The sequence below is a fragment of the Enterobacter sp. JJBC genome (assembly GCF_036936505.1).
In the GTDB taxonomy this organism is placed as follows: domain Bacteria; phylum Pseudomonadota; class Gammaproteobacteria; order Enterobacterales; family Enterobacteriaceae; genus Enterobacter; species Enterobacter hormaechei_C.
Map to the genome: position 1 here is coordinate 1,480,532 of NZ_CP136935.1, position 14,676 is coordinate 1,495,207.

The following is a 14,676-nucleotide window of genomic DNA, read 5'->3' on the forward strand; positions in this document are numbered from 1 at the left end:
AATATAGCAAAATTGTATCTTTTTTGTTAAATCCGACCTTGTGTGTGCTTGTCTATACAAGTATATCTAAATGCATCATCTGTCCCTTATGAGGAACACACAATGTCGTCAGATAAATACCGCAAGCAGGATGTCCGCGCCGCGCGCGGCACCACGCTCACCGCAAAAAGCTGGCTCACCGAAGCACCGCTGCGCATGTTGATGAACAACCTTGATCCTGAGGTAGCAGAAAATCCCCACGAGCTGGTGGTCTACGGCGGCATTGGCCGCGCCGCACGCAACTGGGCGTGCTATGACGCGATTGTCGAGTCTTTGACGAATCTCGAAAACGACGAAACGCTGCTGGTGCAATCCGGCAAACCGGTTGGCGTATTCAAAACCCATAAAAATGCGCCCCGCGTGCTGATTGCCAACTCCAACCTGGTGCCGCACTGGGCGACGTGGGAACACTTCAACGAGCTGGACGCAAAAGGGCTGGCCATGTACGGCCAGATGACCGCCGGTAGCTGGATCTACATCGGCAGCCAGGGGATTGTGCAGGGCACCTATGAAACCTTCGTGGAAGCGGGCCGTCAGCACTATAACGGCTCACTGAAAGGCCGCTGGGTGCTCACCGCCGGACTGGGCGGCATGGGCGGCGCGCAGCCGCTGGCCGCGACGCTGGCGGGCGCGTGCTCCCTGAACATTGAGTGCCAGCAGAGCCGCATCGATTTCCGTCTGCGTACCCGCTATGTCGATGAACAGGCCGACAACCTCGATGACGCGCTGGCGCGCATCAAAAAGTACACCGCTGAAGGCAAAGCCGTGTCGGTTGCCCTGTGCGGCAACGCGGCGGATATTCTGCCGGAACTGGTGGCGCGCGGCGTGCGTCCGGATCTGGTCACCGACCAGACCAGCGCTCACGATCCGCTCCACGGCTATCTGCCAAAAGGCTGGACGTGGGAAGACTACCAGCAAAAAGCGGAAACCGATCCTGAGGGCACGGTACTGGCGGCTAAACGCGCCATGGCGGAACACGTCTCCGCGATGCTGGCCTTCAGTAAGATGGGTATTCCGACCTTTGATTACGGGAATAACATCCGCCAGATGGCGAAAGAAATGGGGGTGAATAACGCCTTTGACTTCCCCGGCTTCGTGCCCGCCTATATCCGTCCTCTGTTCTGCCGCGGCATTGGGCCGTTCCGCTGGGTTGCCCTGTCCGGCGATCCGGAGGATATCTACAAAACCGATGCCAGAGTGAAAGAGATTGTCGCCGATGACGAACACCTGCATCGCTGGCTGGATATGGCGCGCGAGCGCATTAACTTCCAGGGCCTGCCGGCGCGTATCTGCTGGGTCGGGCTGGAGTGGCGGCAAAAACTCGGCCTCGCCTTTAACGAAATGGTGCGCAGCGGCGAAGTCTCCGCGCCGATCGTCATTGGCCGCGACCACCTGGACTCCGGCTCTGTCGCCAGTCCGAACCGTGAAACCGAAGCCATGCGCGACGGCTCGGATGCGGTCTCCGACTGGCCGCTGCTGAATGCCCTGCTGAACACCGCCAGCGGCGCGACCTGGGTGTCGCTGCACCACGGCGGCGGCGTCGGGATGGGCTTCTCCCAGCACTCCGGGATGGTCATCGTCTGTGACGGAACTGATGAAGCGGCCGCGCGTATCGCTCGCGTGCTGCACAACGACCCGGCAACCGGCGTGATGCGTCACGCGGATGCGGGTTACGAGATTGCCATTGATTGTGCCAAAGAGCAGGGCCTGAATCTGCCGATGATCCCCGCCACACAAGGAAAGCCTGCATGAACGCGTTAACACTTACTCCCGGCTCGCTGACGCTCAAACAGCTGCGTCACGTCTGGCGTCAGCCGGTGACACTCTCCCTTGATGAAAGCGCCCACCGTGCCATTAACGACAGCGTGGCCTGCGTGGAGGCGATTGTGGCGGAGGGGCGCACCGCCTACGGCATCAATACCGGGTTTGGCCTGCTGGCGCAGACCCGCATCGCCACGCACGATCTGGAGAATTTACAGCGTTCGCTGGTGCTGTCGCACGCGGCGGGGGTTGGCCAGCCGCTGGACGATGAGATCGTCCGCCTGATGATGGTGTTGAAAATCAACAGCCTGGCGCGTGGGTTTTCCGGCATTCGTCTGAGCGTGATCCAGGCGCTGATGGCGCTGGTCAATGCGGAAGTTTATCCGTGGATCCCGGCGAAGGGCTCCGTCGGCGCCTCCGGCGATCTGGCGCCGCTGGCGCATATGTCGCTGCTCCTGCTGGGTGAAGGCCAGGCGCGCTGGCAAGGGGAGTGGCTGCCTGCGAAAGAGGCGCTGAAAAAAGCCGGTTTAACGCCGATCACCCTCGCGGCAAAAGAGGGGCTGGCGCTGCTCAACGGCACGCAGGCGTCGACCGCTTTCGCGCTGCGCGGTCTGTTTGAAGCGGAAGATCTGTTCGCCTCGGCGGTGGTGTGCGGTGCGCTGACCACTGAGGCGGTGCTCGGCTCGCGTCGTCCGTTCGATGCCCGCATCCACGAGGTGCGCGGCCAGCGCGGTCAGATTGATGCCGCTGCCATGTACCGCCACGTACTTACCGATACCAGCGACATTGCCGAATCACACCATAACTGCGAGAAGGTGCAGGATCCGTATTCCCTGCGCTGCCAGCCGCAGGTGATGGGCGCATGCCTGACTCAGCTGCGCCAGGCGGCAGAAGTGCTGCTGGTGGAGGCCAATGCGGTGTCCGATAACCCGCTGGTGTTTGCCCAGGAAAACGAGGTGGTTTCTGGCGGCAACTTCCACGCCGAGCCGGTGGCGATGGCGGCAGATAATATCGCGCTGGCGATTGCCGAAATCGGGGCGCTGTCTGAGCGTCGAATCGCGCTGATGATGGATAAGCACATGTCCCAGCTGCCACCATTCCTGGTGCGTAACGGCGGCGTGAACTCGGGCTTTATGATCGCCCAGGTCACCGCCGCGGCACTGGCAAGCGAGAACAAGGCGCTGTCGCACCCGCACAGCGTGGACAGCCTGCCAACCTCAGCCAACCAGGAAGATCACGTGTCGATGGCCCCGGCTGCCGGGCGTCGTCTGTGGGAGATGGCCTCTAACACCCGCGGCGTGCTGGCGGTGGAGTGGCTGGCGGCGTGTCAGGGTATTGATTTGCGCGAAGGGCTAACATCCAGCCCGCTGCTGGAGCAGGCGCGTCATACGCTGCGCGAGCACGTTACGCACTACGATGACGACCGCTTCTTTGCGCCGGATATTGATAAGGCGATGCAGCTTCTGGAAGAAGGGCGGCTGGTGGGGTTATTGCCTTCCGTGCTGTGATTTTTACCCTCACCCTAACCCTCTCCCTGTGGGAGAGGGCCGGGGTGAGGGCATCAGCCCGCACGATTACGAATACATCGCCGTAATCGACGCGCTACCCAGCGAATGGAAATGCACGTTAAAGCCTACCATCGCGCCGCTCGCCCCTTCGTCGACCTCAATCTTGTCCACATCCAGCGCGTGCACGGTGAAGATATAGCGGTGCGTTTCCCCTTTTGGCGGCGCCGCGCCGCCGTAGCCCGCTTTGCCAAAGTCAGTGCGCGTCTGAATCGCACCGTCAGGCAGAGCAACCAGATCGGAACCGGAGCCCTGCGGTAATACGCGCGTGTCGGCGGGCAGGTTTGCCACGATCCAGTGCCACCAGCCCGACCCGGTTGGCGCATCCGGATCGTAGCAGGTCACAACAAAACTTTTGGTTCCCGCTGGCACATCGTCCCACGCCAGATGGGGAGAGATATTATCCCCCTGATAACCCATCCCGTTAAACACGTGACGTTCCGGCAGCTTTTCGCCGTCGCGCAAATCTTTACTGATGATTTTCATCCGATTTTCCTCGTTACTCACTCATTCAGAAAGTGTAACGCATGGGGTTAAATCGCGAAATGCGCTGAAGTGTTAACGGCTTCAACCACTGCCCCGGTCAGCTTGCGGAGCTGATCCGCAGAAATGCTGTACGGCGGCATGAGGTAAATCAGCTTACCGAAAGGTCGCACCCACACGCCCTGGTCAACGAAGAAGCGCTGCAACGCGGCCATGTTCACCGGATGCGTTGTCTCGATTACCCCGATGGCGCCCAGTACGCGGACGTCCGCGACGTATTCCGCCTCCGCCGCCGCGCTTAACTGCTGCTTCAGCTGCGCCTCAATCGCCGCCACCTGCGTCTGCCACGCGCCGCTCTCCAGAATGGCGAGGCTTTCGCTTGCCACGGCGCAGGCCAGCGGGTTGCCCATAAACGTCGGGCCGTGCATAAAGCAGCCGGCTTCACCGTCGCTGATGGTGTCGGCCACCTGGCGGGTCGTGAGCGTGGCGGAGAGCGTCATGGTGCCGCCGGTGAGCGCTTTCCCCAGGCACAGAATATCCGGCGCGATCCCCGCATGCTCGCAGGCAAACAGCTTCCCGGTACGGCCAAAGCCGGTGGCGATCTCATCGGCAATCAGCAAAATTCCTTCGCGGTCGCACATCTTCCGAATGCGCTTCAGCCACTCGGGGTGATAGATCCGCATTCCGCCCGCGCCCTGCACAATCGGTTCGAGAATAACGGCGGCAATCTCGTGGCGATGGGCCGCCATCAGCCGCGCGAAGCCCACCATGTCCATCTCGTCCCATTCGCCGTCGAAGCGGCTCTGCGGGGCTGGCGCAAACAGGTTTTCCGGCAGGTAGCCTTTCCACAGGCTGTGCATGGAGTTGTCCGGATCGCACACCGACATCGCCCCGAAGGTGTCGCCGTGATAGCCGTTGCGGAAGGTGAGGAACCGCTGGCGCGTTTCGCCCTTCGCATGCCAGTACTGCAACGCCATTTTCATCGCTACTTCCACGGCCACCGAGCCGGAGTCGGCCAGGAAAACACACTCCAGCGATTCAGGCGTCATCGCTACCAGGCGACGGCATAAATCCACCGCGGGCTGGTGCGTGATCCCGCCAAACATCACGTGTGACATCTGGTCAATCTGCGCTTTCATCGCCGCGTTCAGACGCGGGTGGTTGTAGCCATGGATCGCCGCCCACCAGGAGGACATCCCGTCAACAAGCCGCTCGCCGCTGGCGAGATGCAGCTCGCAGCCGTGGGCAGAGGCTACCGGATAGACGGGAAGGGGGCGGGTCGTGGAGGTGTAAGGGTGCCAGATATGCTGCTTGTCGAAGGCGAGATCGTCCTGGGTCATAATCGACTTGTAAACCATTTTGAAAAGTTTTAGGTTTACAAGTATAAACCGAACCGACAATTAACAAAACCCTTTGGAGAAGCCCGATGGCTCACCACGCACGCTGGACGATGTCGCAAGTCACTGAATTATTCAATAAACCTTTCCTGGAGCTGATGTTTGAGGCGCAACAGGTGCACCGCCAGCACTTCGATCCGCGTCATGTTCAGGTCAGCACGCTGCTGTCGATCAAAACCGGGGCTTGCCCGGAAGACTGCAAATATTGCCCGCAAAGCGCGCGCTATAAAACCGGTCTCGAATCCGAGCGCCTGATGGAAGTCGAGCAAGTGCTCGACTCCGCGCGCAAGGCCAAAAACGCTGGCTCGACCCGCTTCTGCATGGGCGCGGCGTGGAAAAATCCGCATGACCGCGACATGCCCTATCTGGAGCAGATGGTGAAGGGGGTGAAGGAGATGGGGCTTGAAGCCTGCATGACCCTGGGTACGCTGAACGAAGAGCAGGCGCAGCGTCTCTCGGCGGCGGGGCTGGATTACTACAACCACAACCTTGATACCTCGCCGGAGTTCTACGGCAACATCATCACCACGCGTACCTATCAGGAGCGTCTGGACACGCTGGATAAAGTGCGTGATGCGGGGATCAAGGTCTGTTCCGGCGGGATCGTGGGACTGGGCGAGACGGTAAAAGATCGTGCCGGCCTGCTGTTACAGCTGGCAAACCTGCCGACCCCGCCGGAAAGCGTGCCCATCAACATGCTGGTGAAGGTAAAAGGCACGCCGCTGGCGGATAACGAGGACGTGGATGCCTTCGATTTCATCCGCACCATCGCGGTGGCGCGCATCATGATGCCGACCTCTTACGTTCGCCTCTCTGCCGGTCGTGAGCAGATGAGCGAGCAGACCCAGGCGATGTGCTTCATGGCCGGGGCCAACTCCATCTTCTACGGCTGCAAACTGCTGACCACGCCAAACCCGGAAGAGGACAAAGATGTCCAGCTGTTCCGCAAGCTGGGGCTGAACCCACACCAGACCGGGGTACAGGTGGGGGATAACGAGCAACAGCAGCAGCTGGAGCAGCAGATTTTTAACGCCGACACCGACCAGTTCTACAACGCGGCAGCCGTATGACCTGGCAGGCACGTATCAGGACCGCGCTCGACGAGCGGCGGGCGGCGGATGCGTTTCGGGTGCGCAGGGTAGTGGAAAACGGTGCAGGCCGTTTTCTCACCCGGGAAGGAGAGCGGTTCTGTAATTTCTCCAGCAACGATTATCTGGGACTGAGCCAGCACCCGCAGATCGTTCGCGCCTGGCAGCAGGGCGCGGATCGTTACGGCGTGGGCAGCGGCGGCTCCGGGCACGTCAGCGGCTACACCACGGCGCATCAGGCGCTGGAGGAAGAGCTGGCCGACTGGCTGGGCTACCCGCGGGCGCTGCTGTTTATCTCCGGTTTTGCCGCGAATCAGGCGGTGATTGCCGCCCTGATGGGCAAAGATGACCGCATCGTCGCGGACCGCCTGAGCCACGCGTCTCTGCTTGAAGCGGCCAGTCTCAGCCCGGCGCAGCTGCGGCGTTTTGCCCATAACAATGCCTCTCAGCTGAACGTTCTGCTGGGTAAACCCTGTTCTGGGCTTCAGCTGGCGGTGACGGAAGGGGTATTCAGCATGGACGGCGACAGCGCGCCCCTTGCCACCTTGCATGACGTCGCAAAACAGCAGAACGCCTGGCTGCTGGTCGACGATGCCCACGGCATTGGCGTCACCGGCGAGGAGGGGCGCGGAAGCGCGCACCAGCAACGCGTCAGGCCGGAACTGCTGGTGGTCACCTTCGGCAAAGGCTTCGGCGTCAGCGGCGCCGCGGTGTTGTGCAGCGAGCCGGTGGCCGATTACCTGGTGCAGTTCGCCCGTCACCTGATCTACAGCACCAGCATGCCCCCGGCGCAGGCCGTGGCGCTCTCTGCGTCGCTTGCGGTGATCCGCGGCGAAGACGGCGCTGAACGCCGGGCGCGCCTGGCCGACCATATTCAGCGTTTTCGCCGGGGGATAAGCGAGCTGTCTTACCGGCTTACCGACTCGCACAGCGCCATTCAGCCCGTAATTGTGGGTGAAAACCATCGGGCGCTGATGGTGGCACAGGCGCTACGAGAACGCGGGCAGTGGGTCACGGCGATCCGCCCACCCACCGTGCCACCAGGCACCGCGCGCTTGCGTCTGACGCTCACGGCAGCGCATGAGCCGCAGGATATCGATACGCTTCTGGAGGCACTGTATGTCTCTCGTCAATAAACAGGCCGTTGCCGCCGCGTTTGGCCGGGCAGCGCAAAGCTATTCACAGCACGATGAGCTGCAACGCCTGAGCGCCCGCGGGCTGCTGGCCGCGCTCGGTGACGGGCGTTTTGCGCAGGTGCTCGACGCAGGCTGCGGGCCAGGCGGCAATAGCCGTTACTGGCGCGCAACAGGTAGCCACGTCACGGCGCTGGATTTATCCGCGCAGATGCTGGATGAAGCCCGCCAGCAGCAGTCAGCAGACCGTTATCTGGTGGCCGATATCGAGGCCATCCCGCTGGAGGATGCGCTGTTTGACCTCGTCTGGAGCCATCTGGCGGTGCAGTGGTGCGCCAGCCTGCCGCAGGCCCTACGCGAGTTATACCGCGTGGCGCGGCCCGGCGGAGCGGTGGCCTTTACCACCCTGCTGGAAAGTTCGTTGCCGGAGCTGAATCAGGCGTGGAGGGCAGTGGATGCACAGCCTCATGCCAACCGGTTTCTCTCGCACGAACAGGTCACTCAGGCGCTGGCAGGCTGGCGCTATCGCAGCGTGGTCCAGACCGTCACCCTCGAATTTAGCGATGCGTTAAGCGCCATGCGATCGCTTAAGGGCATAGGCGCGACGCACCTGCACGCCGGACGGGAGAAGAAACCCCTTACCCGCGGACAACTCCAGCGTCTCGAGCTGGCCTGGCCGCAGGAGCGGGGCCGGTTCCCGCTCTCTTATCATCTTTTTCATGGGATTATTGAACGTGACTGAACGTTATTTTGTTACCGGCACGGACACTGAAGTCGGTAAAACGGTTGCCAGCGCCGCGCTGTTGCAGGCGGCGCGTCTGCTGGGGAAAACAACTGCCGGGTATAAGCCCGTAGCCTCCGGCAGCGAGATGACGCCGGAAGGCTTACGCAATACCGATGCGCTGGCGCTACAGCGTAATAGCAGCCTTGCGCTGGCCTATTCTGCGGTGAACCCCTATACCTTTGCTGAACCCACCTCGCCGCACATCGTCAGCGCCGATGAAGATCGTCCGATTGATTTTTCGGTGCTCTCTTCCGGGTTACGCGACCTGGAAACGCAGGCCGACTGGGTGCTGGTGGAGGGGGCTGGCGGCTGGTTTACCCCGCTGTCCGACGAGCAGACATTTGCTGACTGGGTGCAGGCCGAGCAGCTTCCTGTCATTCTGGTGGTCGGCGTGAAGCTTGGCTGTATCAATCACGCCATGCTGACCGCTCAGGCCGTGCAGCAGGCCGGGTTGCGTCTGGCAGGGTGGATTGCCAATGACGTGGTTGCGCCGGGTAAACGTCATGCTGAGTATCTGGCGACGCTGAAGCGGGGGCTGCCTGCGCCGTTTCTCGGCGAGATCCCGTGGCTTGCCGACGGCGCAGAGCAGGCGGAAACCGGACGCTATCTTGACCTTAGCGCCTTATGTCCCGCGCCATCCAGTGCGCAATAAGGTCGTCATCCAGCTCGTTAACGTGGCCCTGTGCCACGTTACGCCCGCGATAGAGCATGCAGAAACGATCCGCTACCCGGCGGATAAACGACAGCTGTTGCTCAGCTAACAGCACCGTCATTCCCAGCTCCCGATTCAGCCGCACCAGCAGCTGCCCCAGCCTGCGCGCGAAACCGTGCCCTGCGCCATGCATGGGCTCATCCAGAATCAACACGCGCGGGCGATTAACCAGCGCACTGGCGAGGGCCAGCTGATACTGGTCGTCAGGGGACAGCGAAGAGGCACGGCTCTGTCGCAGCGGATAGAGCTCCGGAAACAGGGCATACACGTCACTTTTTGATGTCGGGTCAGGTTTCCCTGTCGCCCGCATAGCGATATGCAGATTTTCATCGACGGTCAGCTGGGAAAATATCCGCCGATCCTGCGGGACGTAGCCTATCGTCGGCGGCGCCGTGAATGCTGACGCAGGGCTGAGCAAATTACGCGGCGGCGCGCCAGCCTCATGCCAGATGATGGTGCCGCTCTCAACGGGCACCTTTCCGGTAATGCAGTTCATGAGCGTGGATTTACCCATGCCAGGCAGGCCAACAATGCCCGTACAGATGCCTTGCGGGAAATCGATATTCACGTTCCATAGCGTATGTTGGCTTCCGTAAAACTGATTTACAGCACGCAGACTCAACATCTTTCTCTCCTTAAAAATGTGTGGGGGTGATGCACAGAGTGATGTCTGCAAAACGCCTGCCAGGAACTTCATAATGATTAAAAAAAGGCCATTTTTAGGAATAACTCACTATCAAAAGCTGTACGTTTATACGAAATGCACATTCCCGGTGCCGCGTATGTCGAATCGTGGTGCAGGAGAAATGACAGAATTGTGATTAAGATCTCGCCAGTTGCTTATGAAAAAATGAACGTTTTCCAGGCAAAAAAGAGTGATAAAAATTTTTTACTGCCGCTTCGTGGGAAAAACCGGGAATTTGCTGAAGTGCATGCTGTACGGGCTGGAGGCAGTTATCCACTATTCCTGTGGATAACCTTGTGCATTAGAGTTAGAAAACACGCGATAAGCGAGAGAATACGCGGGTTACGACCAAATTGATGGGAAACGCGGCTTAATAAATTAGTCTTTATTTTTTAACGAATTAGATAAAAGCAATTCCCTCAACGCCAGCGACACCTGTTGCCATAAAACTTTCATAACCGCCCTTGACAAATGTTAAAAAAGTAATAGTTCTGGGGATAACCCCCTGAGGCTGGTGTTTTATTTTGTCACAGTCGAAATTTGGCTCGCGAACGCACTAATCCTCTCTGCGCTACGCTAAATATCCTGACACGCTACTGGTTTTTCATCCAGTGTTTTTTACTGGCAATCCTGGCCACAACGAGTAAAATTACTCACCTGCCGCTTATTCTGTCATCAGGTCGTCGCCCATGAGTAAACCGTTTAAACTGAATTCTGCTTTCCGTCCTTCCGGGGATCAGCCCGAGGCTATTCGTCGCCTGGAAGAGGGGCTGGAGGACGGGCTGGCGCACCAGACCCTGCTGGGGGTTACCGGTTCGGGCAAAACCTTCACCATTGCCAACGTCATTGCCGATCTCCAGCGTCCGACGATGGTCCTCGCGCCGAACAAAACGCTGGCGGCGCAGCTGTATGGTGAGATGAAAGAGTTCTTCCCGGAAAACGCGGTGGAGTATTTCGTCTCCTACTACGACTACTACCAGCCGGAAGCCTACGTTCCCAGCTCCGACACGTTTATCGAGAAAGATGCCTCGGTGAACGAACATATCGAGCAGATGCGTTTGTCGGCGACCAAGGCGCTGCTGGAGCGTCGTGATGTGGTGGTGGTGGCCTCGGTGTCGGCGATCTACGGCCTGGGCGATCCGGATCTCTATCTCAAGATGATGCTGCACCTGACGCAGGGGATGATCATCGATCAGCGGGCGATTTTGCGCCGTCTGGCGGAGTTGCAGTACACCCGTAACGATCAGGCGTTCCAGCGCGGGACCTTCCGCGTGCGCGGCGAGGTGATTGATATCTTCCCGGCGGAATCGGACGACATGGCGCTGCGCGTGGAGCTGTTCGACGAAGAGGTTGAACGCCTGTCGCTGTTCGATCCGTTGACCGGTCACGTCGAGTCGGTGATCCAGCGCTTCACCATCTACCCGAAAACGCACTACGTGACGCCACGCGAGCGTATCGTGCAGGCGATGGAAGAGATCAAAATTGAGCTGGCGGACCGCCGCAAGGTGCTGCTGGCGAACAATAAGCTGCTGGAAGAGCAACGCCTGAGCCAGCGTACCCAGTTCGATCTGGAGATGATGAACGAGCTGGGCTACTGCTCCGGCATCGAAAACTACTCGCGCTACCTATCCGGGCGCGGGCCGGGCGAAGCGCCGCCGACGCTGTTTGACTACCTTCCGGCGGACGGCCTGCTGGTGATCGACGAATCACACGTTACGATCCCCCAGATCGGCGGGATGTACCGCGGTGACCGCGCGCGTAAAGAGACGCTGGTTGAGTACGGGTTCCGACTGCCGTCAGCGCTGGACAACCGTCCGATGAAGTTTGAAGAATTTGAGGCGCTTGCTCCGCAGACCATCTACGTATCGGCGACGCCGGGCAACTACGAGCTGGAAAAATCCGGTGATGACGTGGTGGACCAGGTGGTGCGTCCGACCGGGCTGCTGGATCCGATTATCGAGGTGCGTCCGGTGGCGACGCAGGTGGACGATCTGCTCTCGGAAATACGTGCCCGTTCCGCCATCAACGAGCGCGTGCTGGTTACCACGCTCACCAAACGTATGGCGGAAGATTTGACGGAGTATCTGGAAGAACACGGCGAGAAGGTGCGGTATCTGCACTCGGATATCGATACCGTGGAGCGTATGGAGATCATCCGCGATCTGCGTCTGGGCGAGTTCGACGTGCTGGTAGGGATTAACCTTCTGCGAGAAGGGCTGGATATGCCTGAGGTGTCGCTGGTGGCGATTCTGGACGCGGACAAAGAGGGCTTCCTGCGTTCCGAGCGCTCGCTGATCCAGACCATTGGCCGCGCCGCGCGTAACGTCAACGGGAAGGCGATCCTGTACGGGGATAAAATCACCCCGTCGATGGCCAAAGCGATTGGCGAAACGGAACGTCGTCGCGAGAAGCAGCAGCGCTATAACGAAGAGCACGGCATCACGCCGAAGGGGCTGAACAAGAAGGTGGTGGATATCCTGGCGCTGGGTCAGAACATTGCGAAGACTAAAGCGAAAGGCCGCGGCAAGGCCCGTTCAGTGGTGGAAGAGGATACCGTCGCGCTGACGCCGAAAGCGTTGCAGCAGAAGATCCACGAGCTGGAAGGGCAGATGATGCAGCATGCGCAGAACCTGGAGTTCGAAGAGGCTGCGCAAATCCGCGATCAGCTGCATCAGCTGCGGGATCTGTTTATTGCGGCATCGTAGTTTTTTGCCCGGTGGCGTTTTCTCCCTCTCCCTGTGGGAGAGGGCCGGGATGAGGGCATCAGGCCGCACAAAACGAACCTAACCTAATGCCTGAATCGCCTTCTCCAGAGCCTCGCGTAGCAGATGGCGGTCGTGGCGATATTTAATATCGCTGGCTTCCAGCGGCTCCTGTACCACCACGCGATCGCCAATCCCTGACACATCCACTTTCGGCCCGACCACGACACCATCGATAATTTTCTTACCAACGTACTGTTCCATCAGGTCCAGCTTATCCGCCAGCGACAGGCTTGCCGCCGCCGGGCTGAGTTCGCGGCCTAAATTACCGATATAGACCATGGGCGCAGGCGTTCTGCGCAGCGCCTGCGCCAGCTCTTTCACCAGCAGGATCGGCATCAGGCTGGTGTAAAAACTTCCCGGCCCAATCAGGATCAGATCGGCCTCGCCAATCGCTTCTACCGCTTCACGCGTTGCGGGTACGCTGGGGTAGGTCATCAGCTCTTTTGGCGGCAGAAGAAGCTGGTCGATATTCACTTCACCATACACTTCGTGATCGTCAGCATCGATCGCCATCAAATCTACCGGCTGTTCGGACATTGGGATCAGGAACGCATCCACTTTTAGCAGGTTACGAATTAAATTGATCGCTTCCAGAGGGCGCACGCTCAGGTGATCCAGCGCCTTTAACATCAGATTTCCAAGGTTATGGCCTGAAAGTTCGCCATTCCCGCCAAAACGGTACTCAAACATCGCCGAGGCCACGCTTGGCTCAGTGATGAGCTGGTTGAGGCAGTTGCGCATGTCGCCCCAGGCTATCCCGCCTTCAGCACGTCGGATCCGCCCGGTTGAGCCGCCGTTGTCCGTTGTTGTCACGATGCCCGTCAGGCGTGAGCCCAGTGACGATAACGACGACATAACCCGTCCCAGCCCGTGACCTCCGCCAAGAGCGACCACGCGGTCCAGATCCGCAAAAGTGCGATTGCGCATACCTATTCCTTATCCTGTTAAGCTTGCGTCACAGTAACGCAACTACTCCTAAAAGACGATGCCTCTCACAATCCATAATGACGTATATCAATGCGAAAGCGCTGTTTTTGCGTATTCTGTAGTGAAAATGCACGATAACATCGTTATGTATAAATTTATATAGCGAAAAGCGACAATGGCGAAGTGGCGATTTCCACGCTACTATCGCCATAACCACGTTTTCAAAACTGAAAACATACACTCTAGCCCTGGCGCCTGTGTCGAGAGATATGGCGCCCTGGCCGTGGCGGATTTGCCACCAGGGTACAGAAAGAAATGACTGTGCCTCCCGATCTGGAAAGGTGTACATGGCTTCACAACTTACTGATGCTTTCGCGCGTAAGTTTTACTACTTGCGTCTGTCGATTACCGATGTGTGCAACTTCCGTTGCACCTACTGCCTGCCCGATGGCTACAAGCCGGGCAGCGTCACCAATAATGGCTTTCTCTCCGTGGATGAAGTACGCCGCGTTACGCGTGCGTTCTCGGAACTCGGCACGGAAAAAGTGCGTCTTACCGGGGGAGAGCCCTCCCTGCGTCGTGATTTCCCTGACATTATTGCCGCCGTGCGTGAAAACGAACGTATCCGCCAGATCGCGGTGACCACCAACGGTTACCGCATGGCGCGTGACGTGGCGAACTGGCGCGATGCGGGGCTGACGGCGATCAACGTCAGCGTGGACAGCCTTGATGCCCGGCAGTTTCACGCCATTACCGGTCAGGACAAGTTCCGCCAGGTGATGGACGGCATCGATGCGGCGTTTACCGCCGGGTTCGAAAAAGTCAAAGTCAACACGGTGCTGATGCGCGACGTAAACCACCATCAGTTGGACACCTTCCTGGCGTGGATTAAATCCCGTCCCATTCAACTGCGTTTTATCGAGCTGATGGAAACGGGCGAGGGCAGCGAGCTGTTCCGCCGTCACCATATTTCCGGCATGGTGTTGCGCGATGAACTGCTGAAACGCGGCTGGATCCACCAGATCCGCCAGCGCAGCGATGGCCCGGCGCAGGTTTTTTGTCATCCGGATTATGAAGGCGAAATCGGCCTGATCATGCCCTATGAAAAAGACTTCTGTGCCAGCTGCAACCGCCTGCGTGTCTCCTCCGTTGGCAAGCTCCATCTTTGCCTGTTCGGGGATGGCGGCGTCGATCTGCGCGATTTGCTGGAAGATGACGCTCAACAGGACGCGCTTGAAGCACGCATTTCCGAGGCGCTGACGCACAAAAAGCAGACCCATTTCCTGCATCAGGGCAACACCGGCATTACTCAGAACCTGTCCTATATCGGCGGGTAA

Annotated in this window: 12 protein-coding genes and 1 riboswitch; of the genes, 8 read left to right on the top strand and 4 right to left on the bottom strand. The window is 59.2% G+C overall.

Features of this window, described 5'->3' with window-relative positions; genetic code table 11:
- Positions 1 to 102: 102 nt before the first annotated feature.
- Positions 103 to 1,791 (top strand): urocanate hydratase, encoded by a 1,689-nt coding sequence (gene hutU / locus RY075_RS07095; protein ID WP_003858533.1) that lies wholly within the window; start codon positions 103 to 105, stop codon positions 1,789 to 1,791.
- Positions 1,788 to 3,308 (top strand): histidine ammonia-lyase, encoded by a 1,521-nt coding sequence (gene hutH / locus RY075_RS07100; protein WP_003858532.1) that lies wholly within the window; start codon positions 1,788 to 1,790, stop codon positions 3,306 to 3,308. Before hutU ends, hutH begins: the two co-directional genes overlap by 4 nt.
- 66 nt (positions 3,309 to 3,374) lie before the next feature.
- Here hutH and RY075_RS07105 read toward each other — a convergent pair whose 3' ends face one another.
- On the bottom strand, positions 3,375 to 3,851 hold the full coding sequence (locus tag RY075_RS07105; protein ID WP_003858531.1) for a kinase inhibitor: 477 nt from the start codon (positions 3,849 to 3,851) through the stop codon (positions 3,375 to 3,377).
- A 47-nt stretch (positions 3,852 to 3,898) separates the two neighbouring features.
- Positions 3,899 to 5,206, bottom strand: a complete 1,308-nt coding sequence (gene bioA, locus RY075_RS07110; RefSeq protein WP_109948657.1) for an adenosylmethionine--8-amino-7-oxononanoate transaminase — start codon at positions 5,204 to 5,206, stop codon at positions 3,899 to 3,901.
- Positions 5,207 to 5,274: 68 nt separating this feature from the next.
- On the opposite strand from bioA, the gene bioB reads away from it, so the two are divergent.
- The 4 genes from bioB to bioD are packed head-to-tail and all read left to right on the top strand — an operon-like array spanning position 5,275 to position 8,902.
- Positions 5,275 to 6,315 (top strand): biotin synthase BioB, encoded by a 1,041-nt coding sequence (gene bioB, locus RY075_RS07115; RefSeq protein WP_003858529.1) that lies wholly within the window; start codon positions 5,275 to 5,277, stop codon positions 6,313 to 6,315.
- Positions 6,312 to 7,469 carry an 8-amino-7-oxononanoate synthase gene (bioF, locus tag RY075_RS07120; RefSeq protein WP_003858526.1) on the top strand — a complete coding sequence of 386 codons (1,158 nt, stop codon included), beginning with the start codon at positions 6,312 to 6,314 and terminating at the stop codon, positions 7,467 to 7,469. Before bioB ends, bioF begins: the two co-directional genes overlap by 4 nt.
- Positions 7,453 to 8,208 carry a malonyl-ACP O-methyltransferase BioC gene (bioC, locus tag RY075_RS07125; protein ID WP_032608895.1) on the top strand — a complete coding sequence of 252 codons (756 nt, stop codon included), beginning with the start codon at positions 7,453 to 7,455 and terminating at the stop codon, positions 8,206 to 8,208. The genes bioF and bioC overlap by 17 nt, the downstream gene beginning before the upstream one ends.
- A complete protein-coding gene (bioD, locus tag RY075_RS07130) occupies positions 8,201 to 8,902 on the top strand; it encodes a dethiobiotin synthase (RefSeq protein WP_003858523.1) in 702 nt (233 codons plus the stop codon). The genes bioC and bioD overlap by 8 nt, the downstream gene beginning before the upstream one ends.
- Here bioD and RY075_RS07135 read toward each other — a convergent pair.
- Positions 8,865 to 9,587, bottom strand: a complete 723-nt coding sequence (locus RY075_RS07135; RefSeq protein WP_003858522.1) for an ATP-binding cassette domain-containing protein — start codon at positions 9,585 to 9,587, stop codon at positions 8,865 to 8,867. The two genes, bioD and RY075_RS07135, sit on opposite strands and share 38 nt — an antisense overlap.
- A gap of 749 nt (positions 9,588 to 10,336) precedes the next feature.
- Here RY075_RS07135 and uvrB point away from each other — a divergent pair.
- The gene (gene uvrB, locus RY075_RS07140) at positions 10,337 to 12,352 is read left to right on the top strand and encodes an excinuclease ABC subunit UvrB (protein WP_233131893.1); all 2,016 of its coding nucleotides are present in this window, start codon (positions 10,337 to 10,339) and stop codon (positions 12,350 to 12,352) included.
- A 78-nt stretch (positions 12,353 to 12,430) separates the two neighbouring features.
- Here the strand turns inward: uvrB and yvcK are convergent, their stop codons facing one another.
- A complete protein-coding gene (gene yvcK, locus RY075_RS07145; protein ID WP_023299636.1) occupies positions 12,431 to 13,339 on the bottom strand; it encodes a uridine diphosphate-N-acetylglucosamine-binding protein YvcK in 909 nt (302 codons plus the stop codon).
- Between the two features lie 226 nt (positions 13,340 to 13,565).
- Positions 13,566 to 13,699, top strand: a riboswitch (molybdenum cofactor riboswitch).
- On the opposite strand from yvcK, the gene moaA reads away from it, so the two are divergent.
- The gene (gene moaA, locus RY075_RS07150; RefSeq protein ID WP_023315666.1) at positions 13,687 to 14,676 is read left to right on the top strand and encodes a GTP 3',8-cyclase MoaA; all 990 of its coding nucleotides are present in this window, start codon (positions 13,687 to 13,689) and stop codon (positions 14,674 to 14,676) included. Its footprint overlaps the riboswitch before it by 13 nt.

Bases quoted from the DNA above. Each gene is read 5' to 3' on its own strand.
- bioA (WP_109948657.1), bottom strand. From the start codon at position 5,206: ATGGTTTACAAGTCGATTATGACCCAGGACGATCTCGCCTTCGACAAG.
- bioB (WP_003858529.1), top strand. From the start codon at position 5,275: ATGGCTCACCACGCACGCTGGACGATGTCGCAAGTCACTGAATTATTC.
- bioC (WP_032608895.1), top strand. From the start codon at position 7,453: ATGTCTCTCGTCAATAAACAGGCCGTTGCCGCCGCGTTTGGCCGGGCA.
- uvrB (WP_233131893.1), top strand. From the start codon at position 10,337: ATGAGTAAACCGTTTAAACTGAATTCTGCTTTCCGTCCTTCCGGGGAT.
- RY075_RS07135 (WP_003858522.1), bottom strand. From the start codon at position 9,587: ATGTTGAGTCTGCGTGCTGTAAATCAGTTTTACGGAAGCCAACATACG.
- yvcK (WP_023299636.1), bottom strand. From the start codon at position 13,339: ATGCGCAATCGCACTTTTGCGGATCTGGACCGCGTGGTCGCTCTTGGC.
- hutU (WP_003858533.1), top strand. From the start codon at position 103: ATGTCGTCAGATAAATACCGCAAGCAGGATGTCCGCGCCGCGCGCGGC.
- bioF (WP_003858526.1), top strand. From the start codon at position 6,312: ATGACCTGGCAGGCACGTATCAGGACCGCGCTCGACGAGCGGCGGGCG.
- moaA (WP_023315666.1), top strand. From the start codon at position 13,687: ATGGCTTCACAACTTACTGATGCTTTCGCGCGTAAGTTTTACTACTTG.
- RY075_RS07105 (WP_003858531.1), bottom strand. From the start codon at position 3,851: ATGAAAATCATCAGTAAAGATTTGCGCGACGGCGAAAAGCTGCCGGAA.
- hutH (WP_003858532.1), top strand. From the start codon at position 1,788: ATGAACGCGTTAACACTTACTCCCGGCTCGCTGACGCTCAAACAGCTG.